The sequence below is a fragment of the Rhizobium sp. O111 genome (assembly GCF_055616315.1).
This window is the reverse complement of sequence record NZ_JBSHXL010000003.1, coordinates 593,445-613,695: the sequence shown is the minus strand read 5'-3', so window position 1 is coordinate 613,695 and position 20,251 is coordinate 593,445. Positions and strand designations below refer to the sequence as shown.

Genomic DNA, 20,251 nt, shown 5'->3' with positions numbered 1-20,251 from the left:
AACGTGGGCGAACCATCGGTCTAGGCTAGGCGGCTTGGCGGCTGGTTGGTGAAAGCCGTGAACGATAAGACACCGGTCGCAACAGGTCGAACGTATCGGTATTGATCACAAGGCGACCGGCTATGCTATTTGTCTCGTTTATCAAGCGGGGTTTTCCCAGTCTTGTGATCGGCCAACCGCGCTGCCTCAGCAGACGCTCCATGCGAAGATCGGTGGCCGTCACAAGGTCTGTCCAACCGTTTTGGAGACACCACTCGATAATCCCGGCAAGCAGGCAAAATGTGGCCTCGTGCGTTGCTCCACGCTGGCTAGATTGCGTGGTCGTGTCCACGCAGAAGCGCGAGCTTTCGATCGTCGTCGGACTGGTGGCGAGGTGCCCGTCCTCCAGCAATTGCCGAAACACCCCCATCAACATGTTCGGACCACTCGTCGGAAGCAGGCGAACCGATCCAACCACCCCTGCCCGGTCATCAAGGACAAGGATATAGGTCGGCCCGCAGTCGTCGAACTGATCGAACTCGCGGCCATGCTGACACTCGACATCCCAGCCAAGTCGCCCTTGGAAAACCTTCGCCCGCAACCGGTGCATTTCGTCAAGCAGTGCCTCTTCGGCGGATGTCCGCGGCACGCGAATATCTATGACTTCCATGTCGTCACTCTCCCTTGTTGAACAGGGACAGAGTGATGGCCTTCGATACTCGCTTCCAGTCGCACATCTGTGGGTCGACCCTCTCTCGGTTTCCGCGAGAGCGGCTGTCCCGATAGGAAACCAGATGTAGGTGCTAGTCGGCGGACGGACATCGACGAAAATTGGAATTACTCGCGAAAACTCAGGAACCCGCGACGACTGACACGTCAATCGCCCACCTTCAGTTTGCAACGTCCCTGGAGTCGATGACCCGGGCGTCCGCGACGCTTTTACTGATCTCTGGAGTGCCGCCCGACATCGCTTGGCCGAAAAAATAAAGAACACCGCAGAGGAATACGACGAGGGCAATGACCGATATATTCACCGTGAAGGGAATGGTGGACGTCCCTGGGCTCTTGCTCATGGCGAAACTCCTTGTCGTTGGCTATGGATGAAACGGACATGAAAGGCCCGCTGTTCCCGATCCCGGACCTTGGTCTGACCGCTTTCCGACGGACATACGGTTAACGGCCAGGCAATCGGCTCTAAAATCGGACTTTACCCAGGCTCAGGTCCCACGGTGAGCGGCGGCCATCATGGGGCCGTTGGTGGTGTCGGTCGCTGGACCGGCGATGATCCGGCGCCGAGCGAGGTCATCACTTATGTTGAGCCCGAGCATCGACCGCCCGCTCGGGTCAAGGAAAAGATAGTCGTCGCCCAAGCGCTGCCGGCGACCGTGAGGGGTGCTCCTACGCCTGGCGGCCAATCTCTCCCCAATGAGAGCAATCAACAACAAGCACACCGGAATGCAGAGGCATTGGACGGTGGTCCTCCAAAAGGCAACAGGCGCCGGGGTGAGCCGGCGCCCGCGATCATTCGGCTAGAGGCAATGCCTCCGCGCCGAATGCCACTACTGAATGACCTGGACTACCTTGCGGGTCTGCGGTTCGACGATGACACGCTCCTGACCCATGATGACGTAACCATACTTCGGATTGTCGGGAACCGGCGTCACGACAACATCAGAGGGCAGCGCCACGCCGACCTTGACCCGCTCCTGAACCACCACCGGCTGTTCCGGCACCGGCGCCTGCTGTACGTAGGTAACGACTTCGGCCGGCGGAGGATCAATCGCGGCTCCAGCAACGCCACCGACGATCGCGCCGACACCGGCCCCAACGGGACCACCAACGATGGCACCCGTGGCGGCGCCGCCAACGGCTCCGGTGACCGCGCCATCGGCGTAGGCCGAAGCAGCGACGCAGCTCATTGCTGCCGCAAGAATAATGCGTTTCATTTCCATTCTCCTTCTCTCATTTAGTGCATGAAAAAGGCGATCGCGCGGTATTTGTTCCGCATATCGGACTTAGGTCGGGGGTGTCGTCGTAGGTACGCGGCACGCGGTCACCAGCGCACTTTGAGAGGCGCGAGAGCGCCGAACTGATCGATAAGAATTCCTCAGCGGTCGGACGCAGGACGATTTCGTTGGTATTGACGACATCACCCGCACGATCGCCATGTCGTGGAAGTGCTGAACGTCGTCCCCAGTGCTTATTGCCCTGCGGCGATGCTCGAGTCGCTTGCGATCGCGCCAGGCTTGATTGACGGCGCACCGCGCTGCGGACGTCAGCGAAGGCCTTCCGCCGCGCTCACTGCCAACGCAGTGACGGAGTGGAGAATGCCGCAGTGCGGATGGGAATGCCAACCAACGAGTTTTGACTCACTTTCGCGAACGTCAAAAGTCTTTCGCTCGGGCTTTCGACCATCAGCCGTTGGTGCCATGCGCTCCACCGGTGTCGCCCCTAACCCCGATAATTGCCTGGGAAAATAATGTCCTGATCGACGAGCACATTGAACCGGTAACCGGGCCTGATCTTGATGGTCGGCTGGACGTTCAGATTTTTCGAGATTGTCTGCTCGGCGACACGTCCAAACGTTTCGGCAAAATTCCGACGCGCCGCGTCCGAGGCCGTGTCCCGCGTGGAAAGGGTCGAGCTCTCGGGCATCGACATGTCGATCCCCGTCCCGATCAGCGCGACCAGCGCGGCCGAACCAAAGGTCCTGACATAGTGGTTATCGACCTTGTCGTTGAAACCGCCGTAGCCCTGCGAGTCTATCCCAGCCATGCCGCCGATCTGCAGGGTCGAGCCATTTGGGAAGATGATGTCGGTCCAGACGACGAGAACGCGGTTCTGCCCGAATGACACCTTGCTGTCGTATCGGCCAAGAAGCTTCGTGCCCTGTGGCATGAGCGTGTAGTGGCCAGTCGCGCTGTCATAGACGTTCTGGCTGATCTGCGCCGTGATGCGGCCCGGCAAGTCGGAATTGATGCCCGTGAATAGCGTGGCAGGTATCACCGATCCACGTTTGAGCTCGTATGGTGAACGCTGAGGCACGACCTGGTTGGGCAAATAGCCGAGATCCTTGATATCAGCGTTGAAGAACTCTTCCTTGGATGTTTGCCCATTTTGATCGACCTGACCTGCAGCACCCGCCTTCAACACTGCGGCATAGAGATCCTGCGCGCCGCTCGACGCGGTGTTCGATTGACGCGCTCCAGCAGATTGAGCGACCGGCGATTGTGCCGAGACATCTGACATGTCGACCTTGAGCGGCGAGTCGAGAGCCGCCCCCCTCGCCTGCAGGCTGGCCATGCGCTGACGTTGCTGCTCGCGAAAAATCTGTTCTCGCTGTTCGCGGAGCATCCTGGCGTTCCACTCCTCGTCCGATTCCATGCGAGACCGACTAGGCTGCCGTGGTTCGACCTTTGCTTCTGCTTCTACCGGACGAGTAGCTTTCTGCTGCTGCGGGACAGGGGTGGGCTGAAACACCGGCTGCTGTTCCTCGCGGTCGCCGATAATGCCATCCTTGACACCCCGCTTCAGCTGGTCGGCGAAGGTCGAGGCCGGGGTGCCGGATCCGCCAGCGTTCGGATCGTGCTGACCAAACCTCAGCCCACGCGAGGAAAGGCCGTAGACCAGAACGGCGAGGAACAGAACCAAGATGCCGATGCCGACAAACAGAGGCACGCGGTTGAGCCGCTTCATCCCCTTCTCGTCAGCAGACTGATTTGATGTTCCCAGTTGCAGCGATTGGACCATGATCGTCTCCTCCTGTCAGTTTCGCTTCATGAGGGAAAGCGGGCTTGCCGGCGTCGCCACGCCATTGCTGACCGAGTAAGCTTGGCCGAGCTCCATCGTGTCAGTCGAAAGCCTCGCCAACACCTGTCCGTCTACAACGGCGATCGAATAGGCCAGCTCGAGCGGCTTCGCCCCATCCTTTGCGCCTGTGCTCTTTTGATCGGTGACAATGGCAAAGCCCCAGCCTTTCAACGCGGCCTCGAGTGCGACTGAGAATTCGGACGTGTCCTTTTGCAGTTTAATCGGCGTGGACGTCGATCTGGTTTGCTCGGCGAAACGTCCTGCCATGTCGCCAGCGATAGCGCCCGCGGCAGGTCCGGTAATGTCAGCGGGTGCAGCGCTGGTAGACAGCCCATCGGTTGCCGTCTGGCATCCGGCCAGGCCGAGCGCGATTACAATCGTAATGAGGCGATGGAGCTGCATGGTTCACCCTCTCCGCCGGATCGTGATCTTCTGCTGTTTCCAGCCGACCCCTGATATCAGGATCGCCTTGTCGATATTGTAGTCGACGATCATCATGTCGTTCTTCATCCGGTAATTGACGATACGGTTCTGGCCACCCGAGACGACGAACAGCACCGGGGCGTCCTGACCTGAGATTGCGCGGGGAAACTGAATGTAGGTCTTCTGCCCATCGGAATAGACCCGCTTGGGGCGCCATGGAGCGCTTCCGCTCAGGGCATAGGAGAAGGCCAGCTGTTCGGGGGCGACACCGCCCTCCGGTCCAGTCATGGCCTGGAGGCGGGCGTTGATGTCGGATAGTTTCGTGGCGGCATCCTCGGGATATTCGAACCCGACACGGGCCATGTATTGCATGGGATGTGACTTCAGCTGGATATGGTAGGTTCGGCGCGAAGTGGTCACCACCATGGACGTGACAAGCCCCGGCTCTGCAGGCTTGACAATCAGGTGGATGGCCTGACCACCGGCGGCGCCAGACGTTGCCGGTTCGACTTTCCACCGAACGGTATCGCCGACCAGCACGTCGCGGACGATTTCGCCGCCCTGCAGCTCAATATCGCAGACCTGAAGGGGTGAGCAGACGACAGACGGCTGCGTCTCACCGAAGAGGAAAATCACCTTACCATCAGGCCCTCGTGTCACCAGCCCGGCCTGCCCTCGCCATTTGCCGGAGAGGTTCGTCCCCTTTGCCTCGTTGCCCGTCAAGCTTTGCGCGATCGCGGTGGATGAGACTTCGGCCGATACGGCGAGCACCAGCATGCAGACAAGCGCCACGCGTTTACGTTTTTTCCTCATTGCTGATCCTGCCCTCAAAGTTGCGCGGTCCAGTCGAAATCGGTCACATAGACGCCGATCGGATTGAGCCGGATTGTTGCTTCGTCTTGTGGTGAGGTGATAGAGACGGTGGCGATCCCTCGGAAGCGCCGGGTCGCGACCTCCTTACCTTTCCGATCGCGTTCGTACTCGGTCCAGTCGATCTGATAGGTCTGGCTCGAAAGGGCGACGATGTTGTTCACTTCGATCGCCACTGTCGCGTTGACCGCCTTTTCGAACGGCGAGTTGCCGCGAAACCAGGCGTTGACCTTTTGCGTCGAAGCGTCACTCGTCCTCAGCAGCGCATAGGTGCGGTCGATATATTGCTTCTGGACAACCGCATCCGGCGTGATCGAACGGAAGCTGGTCACGAAATTGCCGAGCGTTGCTCGGACGACCCTGGTGTCGGCATATTCGATCTGCTGCGGGAAGCCGCCAGAAACCGTGTTCCCAAGTTTGTCGACCTCGACGATATAAGGAACGAGCTTGACCTGAGTGCTGAGATAAAGCGCGTAGCTGACGCCGATAACGGCCAATCCCAGGCTCGAGATGCCAACGGCCCGCCAGGCGGAGGCCGCCTTGACGTAGGAGCCGTAACGTTCAGACCATTCCTGCCTTGCGGCAAGATACGGGTTCTCAGGTGCTGATTGCCCTGCCATGTGTGTGATCCTGTCCGTGAACTATGGTTTGTCCGGTCTTTCCGGAGGAGGTAGCGGAGCTGAAGGATTGCCCCTTGCCTGATCAAGTTTCGCGTTGGCCAAACCAAGAAGAGAGCCGGCATAGGCACCGGGCGACCCGATCGCCTTTTCCTTGGCAGCGGATCCGGCAGCCATGGCACCGGAGCTGAAACTCGCGCCCATGCCTCGAAGCACCGAACCTGCAGCCGACGAGCCACCGGCACGCGCTGCCTGCGCGGCGGCAAAACCAGCGCCAACCGCTCCGGCGCCAAGAAACGCGCCACCCGCTGCGAACGAGGCCGCCTGTCCGCCATGGCGGATTGACTCCATGCCGCCGGAGACGGAAGCTCCCTGCACGACGCCCTGAATGATGTTCGGGACATACATCGCGATGATGAAAACGACGACGGAGATGCCGGCAATCGCAAGCGTCGTTATGAACTGGTCGCTTTCGGCTGTCGGCGCCTGTGCAAGGCCAAGCAAGACGTTCGATCCGATCTTGGCGATCATGACCAAAGCCATCAGCTTCATCCCGACACCAAAGGCGTAGACGAGGTATCGCACCGCGAAATCCTTGGTGAAGGACGAGCCGCCGAGCCCCAGCATGATCATGCCGGCCAGCAGACCGACATACATCTCGACCATAACCGAAACGAAGATTGCCGCAACGAGTGAGAAACAGACGACAACGATGCCCATCGCCAACGTCGCGGCGATAGCCAGGGCATTGTCTTCAAAAACACCAAACTTCGCCTGTTGCGACATCTGGGACGCAACGCGAATACCGGCGTCGAAAATGTCTGCTGGCGACGCTGAGCCTCCGCCGGAACCGATCTGAAACAGACTATCGACGACCGCTTTCGCGAATGTCGGACCCTGCGTAAGCACGAAGGCAAAGAAACCGATAAACATGATGCGCCGGACGAGCTCGGCAAACCAACTGTCCAGCGATGCTGCTTGGATCGCAAGCCACACGGCTGCAATCCCGACCTCGATGCCCGCGAGGATCCAGAACAGCGATTTCGCCGCATCCATGACGGTGGTTTCCCACCCCTTGGCGGCCGTCGAGACCTGGTTTTCCAACTCCGTCAGGACTTGACCGTGTTGAGCGAAGGCCGGCGCCGCCAGAGCGATGAAGGCGATACCGGTAGCCAGGATTGTGCTTCCGCCACCGCGCTTCACCATCTCGGTCAAATTTCCCGACCCTTTTCGATTGGTGACGGCGTCTCCTCCCAAGGCGAATGACGTCTCATGGGGCGCTTGCCGTTCGTCACTCACCGGCGGACTTGCGGCGCACTCTCCCCGCATCAAAACGACTGTGGTGATCGCGGCAATTACCGCGATCGCGTTGAATACGAAGGGGATCAATACGGGGCGGGTCACCAGCGGGGCTCCATTTTCTGTCCGGAAGGAATGGATTGGATGTCGGCATTGAAGAACTTCTCCCGACGCGCCTGTGCGAGGTCCTTGTCCGTCTGCTCGCTCTGTAGCCAGGTCCCCATCATCGTCGTCTGCTGGGAGACGATGCCGCGGAGCTTCTGCATCTGTGCCACCTGCTGAGCCGCGATCTGGTGGCCGACCTGCAACGCTTTCATCTGGCCATCTGCAGATTCCGACATCGATCGTAGCTGGCTCATCGTATCCTCTTCGCTATCAAACTGATCGGCGGTGAGGCTCGCGGCCTTGAGCGTGCTGGAAATCGTGTCGCGGTTCGTGTTCGACCATGTCTTATAGGTCGACGAAAAGCTCTCGGCGTTAAGCAGGTTCATCCTCAGGTCCGAATAGCTCTTGAAGCGCTGCTTTAGGAGATCATCCGCATTGCCCATGGAGAAGGCGATGCCCTGACCCTGATTGACAACATCGCGCAGCTGCTTCAGATCGCCTTCGACCTGGCCCCAGATGTGGTTCGGAAGCTGGGCAGTGTTTTGCAGCATGTTCTGGTAGATATTGAGCTGGTTCTGGATCTGCTCGGCAAGCTGGGTAATCTGCTTAATCTGATTGTTGATCTGCTCAGTCGACTGACCGACAAGATGGATGAGTTCACCATTGTTGAGCATCTGCGTCATCTCGGTCGCGCCGGTGACCGCGCCTCCTGCGTAGGAGAGGGTGGGCGTGGCCGACAGACCGGCGGCGACCAACCCGGTCACCAACGATTTGCCGAGTTTCAAGAACTGAATTGCTTCACTCATAGCGGTTGATCCCCCTTTCGATGAGCCACTGACCCGGCCACTCGTGGCCATGGGTCGAAAAGAGCGTCCGGATGCGGGCTAGATCGGCCTTCCCGGAGGCGCCGACAAAGGAAAGCGTGACTGGGCCAAGCGCCATATCGAAAAGCCTGCGGCCGTCGGGCGACGTCACGTAGTATTCGCGTTTCGGGATGGCGTTCGCGACGATCTCAATCTGCCGCTCGTTGAAGCCGATCCGCTCGTAGAATTCGCGGGTACCGGTTTCCCGGGCGGCGCCATTCGGAAGGCAGATCTTGGTCGGGCAAGATTCCTTCAGCACGTCGATGATGCCCGAGCGCTCAGCATCGGAGATTGATTGCGTTGCGAGGATGACGGCGCAGTTCGCCTTGCGCAGCACCTTCAGCCACTCCCGGATCTTGTCGCGGAACACAGGATGGCCGAGCATCAGCCACGCCTCGTCCAGAACGATGAGGCTCGGCGAGCCGTCGAGCCGCCTCTCGATCCGTCGAAACAGATAGGTCAGGACGGGAACGAGATTGCGCTCGCCCATATTCATCAGCTGCTCGATCTCGAAGCACTGGAAGCGCCCGAGCGTCAGGCCATCCTCTTCCGCATCGAGGAGCTGACCCATCGGGCCATCGACGGTGTAATGATGGAGGGCATCCTTGATCTCGCGCATCTGGACGCCACTAACGAAGTCAGAGATCGAGCGGCCAGGCGCCGATGCCATCAATCCAATCTGCCGCGAAATCGCGTTTCGATGGTCAGGCGCGATCGTCACGCCTTGAAGCGAAACAAGGGTCTCGATCCACTCTGAGGCCCAGGCCCGATCGCCCTCGGTCTCAAGGTCCGACAATGGGCAGAAGGCAAGACTGGCCCCCTCCCCGCTTTCGCCACCGATCTCATAGTGGTCGCCGCCAACGCCGAGCGTCAGCGGCAGCATCGAATTTCCCTTGTCGAAGGCGAAGACTTGCGCCCTCTCGTACCTGCGGAATTGCGCGGCGATCAGCGCGAGAAGGGTCGATTTGCCGGACCCGGTTGGGCCGAAAATCAACGTGTGCCCGACATCGTCGACATGCAGGTTCAATCGGAACGGGGTGGAGCCCGATGCGACCTGCATGAGCGGTGGCGCATCGGGTGGGTAGAACGGGCATGGCGCGGACGGCTGGCCTGACCAGACAGAGTTCAGCGGAACGAGATCCGCCAGATTGCGCGTGTTGATAAGAGGTTCGCGGATGTTGCAGTACCAGTTGCCGGGCAGGCTGCCGAGAAAGGCGTCGGTCGCATTCAACGTCTCGATGCGCGCTCCGAAACCTTCCGCCTGGATGAGGCGACGAACCGCCTCCGCCTTCTCTTGCAGCGCCGACCGGCTTTCGTCGAAGAGGATGATGACGGGAGTGTAGTAGCCGTAAGCCACCAACTGCGACGAGGCTTCGGCGATCGCATCCTCCGTCTCGGCAACCATGGCCATCGCATCCTGATCAATCGATCGGGATTGCGTCTGGAATAGTTGATCGAAAAATGGCCTGACCTTCTGCTGCCACTTCTTACGGGTACGCTCCAGGCGCTGCTTTGCCTCCTCCGCATCGAGGAAGATGAAACGCGACGACCAGCGATACGTCAGCGGTATCAGGTTCAAGCTGTTCAAGATCCCCGGCCAACTCTCGGCCGGAAGACCATCGATCGCGATCACGCCAAGAAACCGGCCCTCGACCCGCGGCGTCAGTCCATGTTCCAGCTCCGCTGTTGCGAGCCAGTCCAGGTACATCGGAATTTCTGGCAGGCGGACGGGATGGTTCTCGCCGGTGATGGCAAACCGGATGAACTGGAAGAGCTCGTCGTAGCGCGCGACGCGAACACCATCCTGTTCGGGAACCTCTCGGGTCTGCATACGCTGCACCGAGAGAACATTGCCGAGATATTGCTCAATCTCCCGGATCGAGCGGCGGAAGGTATCAAGGACAGTATCGGCATATTTTGCTGAGCGGCTTTCGTTGTCCGAGTAAATGTAGCGGGTCAGGCCCGATCGGCGCCGCTCCGGCGGCCGATAGGTCAGGATGAGCGCGTGCCGGCATTCGAAATGCCCGCGTTCCTGTCCAAAATGCCGTCGGCGCTCGTCATCAATCAGCCGCGTGACAGCGTCCGGAAAGTAGCTTCGTTGAGCGGACGGGTACTCCGTCGTCGGCACGCGCACGGCCTCGACCTGGATCATCCAGCCTGTACCGAGCCGCGAGAGGATCGCGTTGATCTGACGGGAAAGCTCGTTGCGCTCTGTGTCGGTCGCGCTTTCGCTGTCAGGACCAGCGAAATACCAACCGGCCATCAGACTGCCGTCCTTCAGCAGAAGGACGCCGTTATCGACAAGACCCGCATAGGGAACGAGGTCCGCGAATGATGGACCTGTCGATCGAAATGTACTTAAAGCGACCATCGCGAGGTCCTCAGTAACGGCGCCAGGGCGCCGAGGTCGGAAGGTAATGCGCCCGATAGCGCATGTGGCGGGCGTAAACTTTACGCATCATGGGATCGGATTTCGCCATTATGCGGAGCGCGCCAACCACCACGATCCAGATCGCGACGCCGAACATGGCCGAATAGAGGGTCAGAACAACGAAGATGAGGATGACCGCCGCGAGCCCGGTCAGAAGCACAAGCTCTCGGTCCGCTCCCATCAAGAGGTTCGGCCGGGACAAGGCGCGATGGATCCGGTTACGATGAAGCCCGGCGCCAGTGTCAGCCATGACGCCCCTCCCCTCCCCCGACGCGATTTGTGCTTGGGACCGCGGTCTGGTCGGCGACGAAAGAGCCGCCGATCGAAGCACCGGTCGAGCCGAAGAGACCGACGATCGTCGTCGCGCCAAGCAGGATCCCCGCGACCAGCACCACATACACCAATCGCCGCGCGAAATCGTTGAGCTCTCCGCCGAAGATCAGCATACCGCCGGCGATCGCGACCGCGGCGAGCGCGATATAGCGGCGACTGGTCCGGTGATGGACTGTTGGATTTGCTCCAGCGGCCCTTCCCAAGGAAGCGACCCGCCTGAGCTTGCGAAAGCGGGCGATGCCACAAACAAAACTGCCGCGAGGATACAAAGCCTTGATCTAAGCAGCATGACGGGTCTCATTTTCGCGAGCCTCGATGTGATAGTGCCCATCGCTGAAACCGGCGACGCTCAGAATTTCGCTGACCCGTCGCCCTGTCGGTGTTCGCTGGATGGCGATGATGAGATCAACCGCGTCACCGATGACCGCCTGCATCGGTTGCGGGCTTGCTTCCGCGGCCAGTTGCTCAAGGCGCCGCAGCGCCATGCGGGCCGAGTTTGCGTGCACGGTGGCGATGCCGCCTGGATGGCCGGTGTTCCAGGCTTTCAGAAGGGTCAGCGCCGCGCCATCGCGCACTTCGCCAACGATGATGCGGTCGGGACGAAGCCGCATCGTGCTCTTCAGGAGCCGCGACATGTCCACCGTCTCACTGGTATGCAGGCTAACGACGTTGTCGCCCGCGCAGCGGATCTCGGCGGTGTCTTCGAGAATGATCAGGCGATCTTTGGGTGAGCAGGCGACCGTCTCGGCGAGTATGGCGTTTGCAAGCGTTGTCTTTCCCGATCCGGTACCGCCCGCGACGACGATGTTCGCTCTCCGCGCGACCGCCTCGCGGATAATATCCGCTTGCCACGGGGTGATGTTGCGCGATCTTACGTACTCATCGAGGGTAACCAGACGCGATGCTCGTCTTCGGATCGAGAAAATCGGTGCCGTAACGACGGGAGGCAGCAATCCCTCGAAACGATGGCCTCCGATTGGCAACTCGCCGGAGATGATTGGCCTACTCGTACCGACCTCCACGCCGAGGACATGCGCCACGCAGCCAATCACCGTTTCGGCCGCGGAAACCACCATGTCGCCGAGTGTATTGATCGACCCGTCCTGACGCTCGATGAATAGCTTGCCGTCGGGGTTCAGCATGACCTCGATGACGTCGGGCTCGTCGATCACACGACAAAGGTCCGGGCCGAGGGCATGTTCGAGCTTGCTGATCAGGCGTAACATTGAATGACGGCTGCTGTCGGTCATGGAGGTAATCCCGTCGCAGGTTTCTAGTTGCGGGCTGTCCACCATCCACCGCAATGAGGTCGTTCTGGATTGGCGGTGACTGGTTGGTAGCTCGCCAACGCCGCGAGCGTCTACTCGCAGATCTGTGGGTAGGCAGCGGCGAGCCTGGGATGTCATGTGAATGGTCTCCGCCATCCGGCCGGAGAATATTCAGGGTGGCCTGTTCGATCTGAAGCAGACAGAAAAAGCCTGATCCGCAAGGTGAGGAACACATGGTGCGGAAATTGATGGGCATCAGTTGAGCGGGCAAGTCGCCGATCTCGCGGCTCGCGGGGGGTTGGGCACGTCGAGACATCGGCCATAGACATAATCACGCCGCCGAGCTTGTTTGCCAATGCGCCGAGCAGACGATTCGCACGAAGCAGGAGTTCGGCTGGCCTATTATTTTGTAGCCGTCTTGCAGAATGGAGCTGCTTCGGTCTCTCGACGGTGACTTCGCAGTGTGTGCACGGAAAGCGCCGAGATCGCGATAAAGGACTGAATTCTCGAGGAAATGTTGCTACTCGCTATGGAAAGCTGTGCAATCCATGGGTGGAGCAAGATTTCGTTAACTTTAAAAGGCTTGCAAGGGTCAGAGAATCGATGCACTCCTCAGATGCGTATTTTTCACGTTTTTCGGGCGTTTTCCGCATACGTGCCCTGATGGACGAAATGATGACCAAGACCACAAACAATGGCGACAGCCGCTCTTCACCACTCCGATCGAAGATCGCGAGTCATTCGGCGTCTCTTTCGGCCAAGCTTCAAGAGCACCAGTCGAATATCTTCACGCCGCATGCGCGCAAGACCATTCGGTCGTTTTCTCCGTCCGAAGCAGCAAAGCTGCTCGGAGTGGCCGAAGGTTACCTTCGCACAAGTGCGGTCGAATTGGAAAAGAAAGCGTCCGGCGGCTCGGAGCGCGACTTCAGTCCGGCGCTCGCCGGTGGCAGGCGCATGTACTCGGTGCAGGACATCGCCGCCATGCGCGTCCATCTCGACAAGCCGGCCCGTTCGAACGGCCGTTACCTGCCGCATCGCCGTGAAGGTGAGGACCTGCAGGTCATCTCGGTAATGAATTTCAAGGGAGGCTCGGGAAAGACAACGACCGCGGCCCACCTCGCTCAGTATCTGGCACTACGCGGTTACCGCGTTCTTGCGATAGACCTCGACCCGCAGGCCAGTTTGTCAGCCCTGTTCGGCAATCAGCCGGAGTTCGACGTCGGTGAAAACGAAACCGTCTATGGCGCGATCCGCTACGACGAGGAACGCCGCCCTATCCAGGAAATCATTCGCGGAACCTATATTCCTGATCTTCATGTCATCCCAGGCAATCTGGAACTGATGGAGTTCGAACACGATACTCCGAAGGCCTTGCTGCAACGCAAACCCGACGATATCCTGTTTTTTGCCCGTCTACAGGCTGCAATCAAGGACGTCGAGGACGCCTATGACGTCGTTGTGATCGACTGCCCTCCGCAGTTGGGCTTTCTTACGCTGTCGGCACTCACGGCCGCGACGTCGGTACTGATCACCATCCATCCGCAGATGCTCGACGTCATGTCCATGAATCAATTCCTCGCCATGACAAGCGCGCTCTTGGATGAAATCGCCGAAGCTGGCGCCGAGGATCGCAACAACTGGATGCGTTATCTGATTACCCGGTTCGAGCCGACCGACGGCCCGCAGAACCAGATGGTTGCCTTCCTTCGCTCGATGTTCGGCGAAAACGTGTTGGTCAATCCGATGCTGAAGAGCACGGCCGTATCCGATGCAGGCATCACCAACCAGACACTATTCGAGGTGGAACGCGCCCAGTTCACCCGATCCACGTACGACCGGGCACTGGAATCGATGAACAACGTCAACGCCGAGATCGAATCATTGATCAGAGCGACATGGGGTAGATCATGAGCCGGAAAAACCTCCTCCCGATGCTTCACAATGAAGCCAAGGACGGGCAGCAAGCTGCTCCGCCGCCGCCGTCGCGACCACACCTCGACGCGCCGAGATCAAAGCCACTGGCCGCGATCAGCAAGTCGCTCGGCGACCTCAACGATCGCAGTCGCCGTGCGAACGAAATCGAGCGGAAGCTGGCTGAAGGCCAGGTTGTCATCGAGCTCGACGCTTCCACCATCGAACCTTCCTTCGTGCAGGATCGAATGGAGGGGGACCTTGATGGTCTCGTCGCATCCATACGAGAGCAAGGCCAACAGGTTCCAATCCTCGTTCGCCCTCATCCTGAACAATCGGGTCGCTATCAGGTCGCTTTCGGCCACCGACGTTTGCGGGCACTCACTGAGCTCGGCCTTCAGGTCAAGGCGATCGTTCGAGAACTGAGCGACGAACAGCTGGTCATTGCTCAGGGCCAGGAAAACAACGAGCGTGAGGACCTGACGTTCATCGAGAAAGCCCGCTTCGCGGCGCGTCTCAAGGAACGATTCGCCCGTGACGTGATCACGGCGGCGATGTCTGTCGATAAGAGCGATCTGACGCGGATGTTCAACATCGTCGATGCGCTGCCAGCGGATCTGATCGACGCTATTGGTCGGGCACCCGGCGTCGGGCGCCGCAGCTGGATCGAATTGACCGAGCTCCTTGAGAAAGCGTCTTCACCGGAAGATGCAACACGCTATGCACAAACGCTCACGAGCCTGTCGTCGCAGGATCGCTTCAAAAGCGTGATTGCCCATCTGAAGCCGCGTCGAATCACACGCGGTGCTCCAGACGTGCTTTCAGGGCCTGACGGGCAACGGCTTGCTCAAGTCAAACAGAACAAGACCAAGGTGGAACTGACAATTGACAGGAAGGCAATGCCTGACTTTGCCGCCTTCGTATTGGAGCAGTTGCCCTCGATCTACGCCGAATACCGCACAAAACAGCAGCCAAAAAAGGAAGCGTAACCCGCAAAAGAAAAGAGCCCCCAAAACGTCGCCGTCCTGGAAGCCCCTATCTGTCTAAGCACCAGTAGAATCGCATTTCCGGGATTCATCGTCAAGAGTCTTTGGCATCGTTTTGATGAGCGAATTGCTTTTGCCTGAAGAAAGGTGAAGGACGATGCATACGGAAAGTGTGGCGACGCCGTTTGGGCGGCGGCCGATGACGCTTGCCTTGATCAGGCGGCAACAATCGGTTGCCGAGCTGAAGGCGGGTAAGACCTGTGACAAGTGGAAAGTTAAGCGGGACGCCTCTGCCGCCATGGAGCAGCTGGGCCTTCAATCGAACAGCCTCGCGGTGCTCGACGCTCTGTTGAGCTTTTATCCTGAAAACGAACTGCGCCAGGATGGCCAGTTGGTTGTCTATCCTTCCAACCTCCAGCTCTCCCTCAGAGCCAATGGCATGCCCGGTTCGACGTTGCGACGTCACCTCGCTCTCTTGGTCGAGGCGGGTTTGATCATGCGCAAGGACAGTGCCAACGGCAAGCGGTATGCACGCAAGGACGGTGCCGGCGACGTCGAACGCGCCTTTGGCTTTGATCTCGCACCCCTTCTTAAACGAGCGGAAGAACTTGCCGCCATGGCCCAGGAGGTGATCGCGGCACGCACCACATTGCGTAAAGCGAAAGAAGACCTCACGATCTGCAGACGCGATGTTCGAAAGCTGATTACCGCCGCCATCGAGGAAGATGTCGAGGGCGGTGATTGGTATGCCATGGAAGCAGCCTATGCAGCCATAATTGGACGTCTGCCGCGCGTTGCATCGCTCAAAGACGTTACCAGCGCCCTGGAGGAAATGCTCGCCTTGCGGACAGAGATCCTCAATCGATTGGAAAAGCACGATAAATCGGTTTTTTCGGGCACCAATGATGCTCATATTGAGCGGCACATACATAATTCGAATCCCGAATCTCCTAATGAATTTGAACAAAGCTCTGAAAAGGAGCTGGAAGCGAAATCGGTGGAAGATACTCGGGCGAAGAAACAATCACGTGAACCTCTCAAGGTTTTCGCGCTGGGTACCGTGCTGAGAGCATGCCCGCAGATTGTAGACTACGGGCCTGGCGGGAGCATCACGTCGTGGCGTGACTTCATGTCCGCCGGCGTGGTCGTCCGATCGATGTTGGGGATCACGCCTTCGGCATATCAACAAGCTTGTGATGTCATGGGGCAAGAAAACGCAGCGGTGTCAGTCGCTTGCATGCTCGAGCGAGCCAACATGATCAATTCGCCTGGTGGATACCTGAGAAATTTGACCGGCCGGGCCCAAAGAGGTGCGTTTTCTCTTGGTCCGATGCTCATGGCTCTCTTGAAGGCGAATGCCAATCCCGAGCGGAGGGTTTGAGTTCGATCGAAGAAACGTTACCAGCAGCAAGACACATGGTGCGGGGAGATTGATATCCCTGCAGGCACTGGGATTTATTTGGTTCACGTTCGACTTGGACGCAGTGCGGCACTGCGATGCAGGTGTGGAGCCGTTGCGCGGTCCTATAGGTCGGATCCATCGGGAATACAAGCAAGGTTGGAGGCTTTGACCGCTGTTGTCGTTGCGGTAAGCAGCAAGGGAAGCGGTCAGTGGCGGCAAACACTACTGAAGATGGAAGAGATCAAGGCAGCGCTTGCCTCGGGTATTGTTTCGCAAGGAAGGAGCTCCGCGTGCCGCAGATTGTTCGAAATACGCCCTGGAAGAGCCTGGCGACTCTCGTCAGGCTTTTTTAGCGGTTGCTGTCGATCGGGGATACGAGCGTCGGAGTTTTATTGGGCTCGCCCCAGGTCGTCCAGGCGGGATCATCATGTCACATTATTGGCAAAACCTGCGACCTAATGCCAGGCCGATTTGTCCAAAGTCAGAGTTCCGTCGTGGTGAGTTCGTGGCACTAAGCCTATAAAAGAATGAGATAATTATTGGTTTCGAAGAAGAGGAACGTCAGCGAGAGAGCCCGCAGTCATGGTTGGTCTGAATAACATCGTCCTCGCAATAGCTTGCATGACTTAGCCCGCGAATGGTCTTGGCACCAAGGTTGCAATGGTTTGATCAATGCTTTGGGCGGGACGGGCTCCGGGACAGCTTCGCTTCACATTACCGCAAAACAACATAACGGTTTTGAAGCGGCTTTTGGGATCGCGCGTGTGGCCCTTTTATAGGTTGGGAGGCAAAGGCTGACCGGAGCGGGCCTGTCTGGCATCGGGTACGAGGTTTTGCGTAGCGACCGAGCTCCAGGGAGACCTGCGTTTCGCGCTCAAGCGGATTCAATCTCGTGCAGAGGTTGGCGAGATCCGTCATTCTTCCAGGCGAGAGTGATCATACTCCGCGCTGAGGCATTCACGGGTGATCCTGATGATGATCGAGGTCCTTCAGCCGATAGTGAGAAACTGGTTCCTGTGGTGAGGCCAACGCTTCGCAAGTACCTTTCCTCGACTTGGGGTCCTGGACTAGTGCCAAGATGAGCGCGTGTCGACCGCGATGCTTCCGTCGCGGTTTCCGACCCAATGCTGAACGGGATCGTGTTGGGTGATCGTGACATGGCGGAACATAGCACTGTGATGATACGGCTGTCCGCGATGGGAGTCGTAGTACCGGTCTTCTTCTCAATGCTTCCAGGATTTTTGGAGCTCTTTTGCCTGGCTCGATTGCAGAGCGGCGATTGGGATCTTTCGCCGATCTCGAAGCGAGGATCGGAAAAAGGAGCCGCCGTTGCGGGATGATCGTCGTGAAATCCTTCAAATGGCAGTGACGTTTGCCGCTCAAAGGAAACGAAGAAAGCCAGCGACGCTCAATCAAGCTGCGACCGGGGCAGCAGCTGGGACTTCGGTGGAAATGTGGCGCGCGGTGTTTCTTATGATTCATTTCCAGCGCGTTTGGGATCGACACATCGAGTTTACGTGGGGCATGACATCCAATTGCAATCCGGCGGTTTGGTGGTGTAGGAGACCGTCCAGGAAGTTCAGGAAGAGCCGACCGACGTGAGATGCTTACGGGTATGGAAGGTCAACGCTCGTTTCAAATTCTTGAGGAATGTTATCGGGCCGCGGGATGGCGGGGCAGCGATACGAAGCCCGGCAATATGTCCGCTGCAGGATCACGCCTCTCCCCTCAGCCAACAACAAGCGCCGTTCGACACCGTACGGCGCAACTAGAGTTGTCTCTTCCGTGTCTTGGAGACGAGAGTTCCTCGCGCTGCCGTCACGGAGTTTTGAGGATCTCGATCCTGCTGAGATGGCGTTCGAACAAGCTGGGGTTCAGAGAGCGCCCCTCCCCTCTCGCCTTCTTCTCTTACTGCAATCGGCACAAGCGCGTGGCCTGTGATTGTGCCCAGCTACGCGCGAGGTCGTCGGTATCGGTTAGGCCAGACAGGAGGCCTCCAAGACCATCATCAATGTTGAGGTGAGCGTCGGTGATCCTGCAAGTTGACGGCTCCAGGCTAACGTCAACGCTTACTCTGCCCTCCACGGCATCGACCTGGAACAACGAACTGCCTTCAGCCTCACATGTCAGATAGGCCTGCGCCCGCACGGTTGTCATCCCGCCCGCCTGCGGACAGACTTCGGCAGAAGCAACCTCGAAACTCCTTGTTTTGTTAGGTCCGACCGGCAGTTGTTCGCAGAGCCGGACATTGGAGATCGCGCGAGCAATAGCTGGCCAGTTTTCATTTTGGATAATCGACACGCAGTTCGCCGAGGCTGAGGCGTGCCCCAGTCCAATAAGCCCGGCCGCTGCCCACATGATTGCGCTTCTCGTCCGCCCCGCTTCCATGATCATCTCCCGTGAGCTTCCGCCGACGAATCAATAGAAACGTCATTCCCGGGTTTTTGATGACGACGTCGAAGTTCATCCAACCCCGGCGGGGTGAATGGATCGCCGAGAGGTTCGAGCGACCTCAGCCAAACATCCAGTTGTCGCGGTCCCGGTCGCGGACCGTTCTTCTGACGAGCAAGATACGGCGTTTCCGCGCGAGTCTTATGCGCGCAGGTCTCGTGCGACTTGCGGCAGCGACGAATGTTCTCCGTGGGTGGCTGGCGATGGGGACGTGTCCGATCGCTTGCTGGTTTTTAGCGACGTCACCGGTTCCACTGATCGCTGGTCGCTGTTTGTTACGTGGCCAGGTCTCCGTCGCCCCTCCCCTCGCCGCTCGCTTGTTAGAGCGCGCATTTGACTGGAACGCCGACCAGCCTTTATCGACGTGCCGGTTGAACTCACGCGAGCCTTTACACGATTCGTCGCCTTGAATGTGGTAGGAGGCGAGTGGTTGATCAGTCGTTGGTTGGGCGCCGTTCGCGAACGCCAATGAAGGCTGCGCGGCTGGAGAACAGAGCGTGAAGAAGCCGATTTGCGATCGACGGCAGAAAATGTCGATAATTCAATGAGTTGAGATTGTGGGCCGCGGCCCACGGAGGCAAACTAAAATCTTAGCACATTTCATTGTCTCAGATTATGTAGCAAATTCATATGGTTATAACCGTGGGCCGCGGCCCACGCCGGTTCTTGCCAGTTTCACTCTCGGGATGCCGGGAAATGTCGCTGCACGAGCAACGCCCGGCCGGACCAACAAACTACTCCCTGCATGATCGCCTCGCTTCTTTGCTTGCCGTTGTGTGGCGGACGCTCTCAGCTATTCGATCTTTGCGAGAAGTATATGGGGACACCTGTAAACGGCCGAACAGGTGCGGGGCTTTTCAGCGGGCGTCAGGCAGTACTTCCCTCCGCGCACACATGGTGAAGCGTGTGTCATGGTCTGTGCGCTCGCGAGGCCCTTCTTTGCGAAAGGGCGAGTTCTGTTTGTCGCTATCGGCCCAGTTTTGCACGGCGCCTGAAGCCTGCTTCCTGCTCCTCCGCAACTGATCATTGGATACGCGGCCGCTGCGCTGAGGGGCTGACTGCCCCAAGTCTCTGCCGTTAGGCGGATGGGCATACTGGCTTCGAGACGACGCAGGAATCCCATCAATTTCAGCGCAAGGCAAGCGATCCTGAATGTGAAGGTTTGGGCTCGCGGGAATTGGTGCATCCCATGAGTGATGAACTTTGAGGCTGAGTCTCAACAGAACCCGGTGTCAGCTTGCGGGACGTTCGGCAATGGGGTGTGCGGTGTAGGGGCGTTTTCGGAGGTTGGGCTGAATGCTTACTGTCCGACGAGAGACTTTCGGCCGAGAGCTAGCTTCGCGAGGCGTGCTCGGGTGCGCCAGTTTGCTGACGTTGGCGCCAGTGTGTGCGACGGCTATTTGGCGGGGCCGTCGTGTCTGTTCAGGTCCCAGGATGGCTAATCGTCCCGTCGCAACATGCGCTCCTTGGACGGCAATTGTAACGGCTGTTTGTGCGTGTGTC

General features: G+C 58.7%; 17 protein-coding genes and 1 pseudogene. 3 read left to right on the top strand and 15 right to left on the bottom strand.

Going from position 1 to position 20,251, the window contains the following annotated elements:
* Positions 1–25 precede the first annotated feature (25 nt).
* From traI to trbB, 13 genes and pseudogenes are all read right to left on the bottom strand, one after another.
* Positions 26–649: an acyl-homoserine-lactone synthase gene (gene traI / locus ACVTFQ_RS28620; RefSeq protein WP_112949662.1), complete on the bottom strand. Its 624-nt coding sequence runs from the start codon at positions 647–649 to the stop codon at positions 26–28.
* Positions 650–869: 220 nt separating this feature from the next.
* A complete protein-coding gene (locus ACVTFQ_RS28615) occupies positions 870–1,052 on the bottom strand; it encodes a hypothetical protein (protein ID WP_112982066.1) in 183 nt (60 codons plus the stop codon).
* 486 nt (positions 1,053–1,538) lie between these two features.
* Positions 1,539–1,931 (bottom strand): DUF1236 domain-containing protein, encoded by a 393-nt coding sequence (locus tag ACVTFQ_RS28610; RefSeq protein WP_470424356.1) that lies wholly within the window; start codon positions 1,929–1,931, stop codon positions 1,539–1,541.
* A gap of 499 nt (positions 1,932–2,430) precedes the next feature.
* Positions 2,431–3,729: an IncP-type conjugal transfer protein TrbI gene (trbI, locus tag ACVTFQ_RS28605; RefSeq protein WP_112982067.1), complete on the bottom strand. Its 1,299-nt coding sequence runs from the start codon at positions 3,727–3,729 to the stop codon at positions 2,431–2,433.
* A 15-nt stretch (positions 3,730–3,744) separates the two neighbouring features.
* Positions 3,745–4,191: a conjugal transfer protein TrbH gene (gene trbH / locus ACVTFQ_RS28600; protein ID WP_112982068.1), complete on the bottom strand. Its 447-nt coding sequence runs from the start codon at positions 4,189–4,191 to the stop codon at positions 3,745–3,747.
* A gap of 3 nt (positions 4,192–4,194) precedes the next feature.
* On the bottom strand, positions 4,195–5,025 hold the full coding sequence (gene trbG, locus ACVTFQ_RS28595) for a P-type conjugative transfer protein TrbG (RefSeq protein WP_112982069.1): 831 nt from the start codon (positions 5,023–5,025) through the stop codon (positions 4,195–4,197).
* Positions 5,026–5,039: 14 nt separating this feature from the next.
* A complete protein-coding gene (locus ACVTFQ_RS28590) occupies positions 5,040–5,702 on the bottom strand; it encodes a conjugal transfer protein TrbF (RefSeq protein WP_470424355.1) in 663 nt (220 codons plus the stop codon).
* 21 nt (positions 5,703–5,723) lie between these two features.
* A complete protein-coding gene (gene trbL / locus ACVTFQ_RS28585; protein ID WP_112435710.1) occupies positions 5,724–6,905 on the bottom strand; it encodes a P-type conjugative transfer protein TrbL in 1,182 nt (393 codons plus the stop codon).
* A gap of 194 nt (positions 6,906–7,099) precedes the next feature.
* Positions 7,100–7,909, bottom strand: coding sequence for a P-type conjugative transfer protein TrbJ (gene trbJ, locus ACVTFQ_RS28580; protein ID WP_111564283.1), 810 nt, complete (start codon positions 7,907–7,909; stop codon positions 7,100–7,102).
* A complete protein-coding gene (locus tag ACVTFQ_RS28575; RefSeq protein WP_470424354.1) occupies positions 7,902–10,337 on the bottom strand; it encodes a conjugal transfer protein TrbE in 2,436 nt (811 codons plus the stop codon). Before ACVTFQ_RS28575 ends, trbJ begins: the two co-directional genes overlap by 8 nt.
* A 10-nt stretch (positions 10,338–10,347) precedes the next feature.
* A complete protein-coding gene (locus tag ACVTFQ_RS28570) occupies positions 10,348–10,647 on the bottom strand; it encodes a conjugal transfer protein TrbD (RefSeq protein ID WP_111564285.1) in 300 nt (99 codons plus the stop codon).
* Positions 10,640–11,019 (bottom strand): annotated as a pseudogene (locus tag ACVTFQ_RS28565) (TrbC/VirB2 family protein). Before ACVTFQ_RS28565 ends, ACVTFQ_RS28570 begins: the two are co-directional and overlap by 8 nt.
* Positions 11,009–11,980, bottom strand: coding sequence for a P-type conjugative transfer ATPase TrbB (gene trbB / locus ACVTFQ_RS28560; protein ID WP_112949653.1), 972 nt, complete (start codon positions 11,978–11,980; stop codon positions 11,009–11,011). Before trbB ends, ACVTFQ_RS28565 begins: the two are co-directional and overlap by 11 nt.
* Positions 11,981–12,673: 693 nt before the next feature.
* Between trbB and repA the strand changes: the two genes are divergently transcribed.
* From repA to repC, 3 genes are all read left to right on the top strand, one after another.
* Positions 12,674–13,909 (top strand): plasmid partitioning protein RepA, encoded by a 1,236-nt coding sequence (gene repA, locus ACVTFQ_RS28555; RefSeq protein ID WP_470424625.1) that lies wholly within the window; start codon positions 12,674–12,676, stop codon positions 13,907–13,909.
* Positions 13,906–14,898: a plasmid partitioning protein RepB gene (gene repB / locus ACVTFQ_RS28550; RefSeq protein WP_111564288.1), complete on the top strand. Its 993-nt coding sequence runs from the start codon at positions 13,906–13,908 to the stop codon at positions 14,896–14,898. The genes repA and repB overlap by 4 nt, the downstream gene beginning before the upstream one ends.
* Positions 14,899–15,052: 154 nt before the next feature.
* Positions 15,053–16,276, top strand: coding sequence for a plasmid replication protein RepC (gene repC, locus ACVTFQ_RS28545; RefSeq protein WP_470424353.1), 1,224 nt, complete (start codon positions 15,053–15,055; stop codon positions 16,274–16,276).
* 1,929 nt (positions 16,277–18,205) lie between these two features.
* On the opposite strand, the gene ACVTFQ_RS28540 is transcribed toward repC, so the two are convergent.
* Both ACVTFQ_RS28540 and ACVTFQ_RS28535 read right to left on the bottom strand, forming a co-directional pair.
* A complete protein-coding gene (locus ACVTFQ_RS28540; protein WP_162718035.1) occupies positions 18,206–18,598 on the bottom strand; it encodes a hypothetical protein in 393 nt (130 codons plus the stop codon).
* Entirely contained in the window at positions 18,579–18,764 is a 186-nt protein-coding gene (locus ACVTFQ_RS28535; RefSeq protein WP_470424352.1) for a hypothetical protein, read from the bottom strand. Before ACVTFQ_RS28535 ends, ACVTFQ_RS28540 begins: the two co-directional genes overlap by 20 nt.
* Positions 18,765–20,251 lie beyond the last annotated feature (1,487 nt).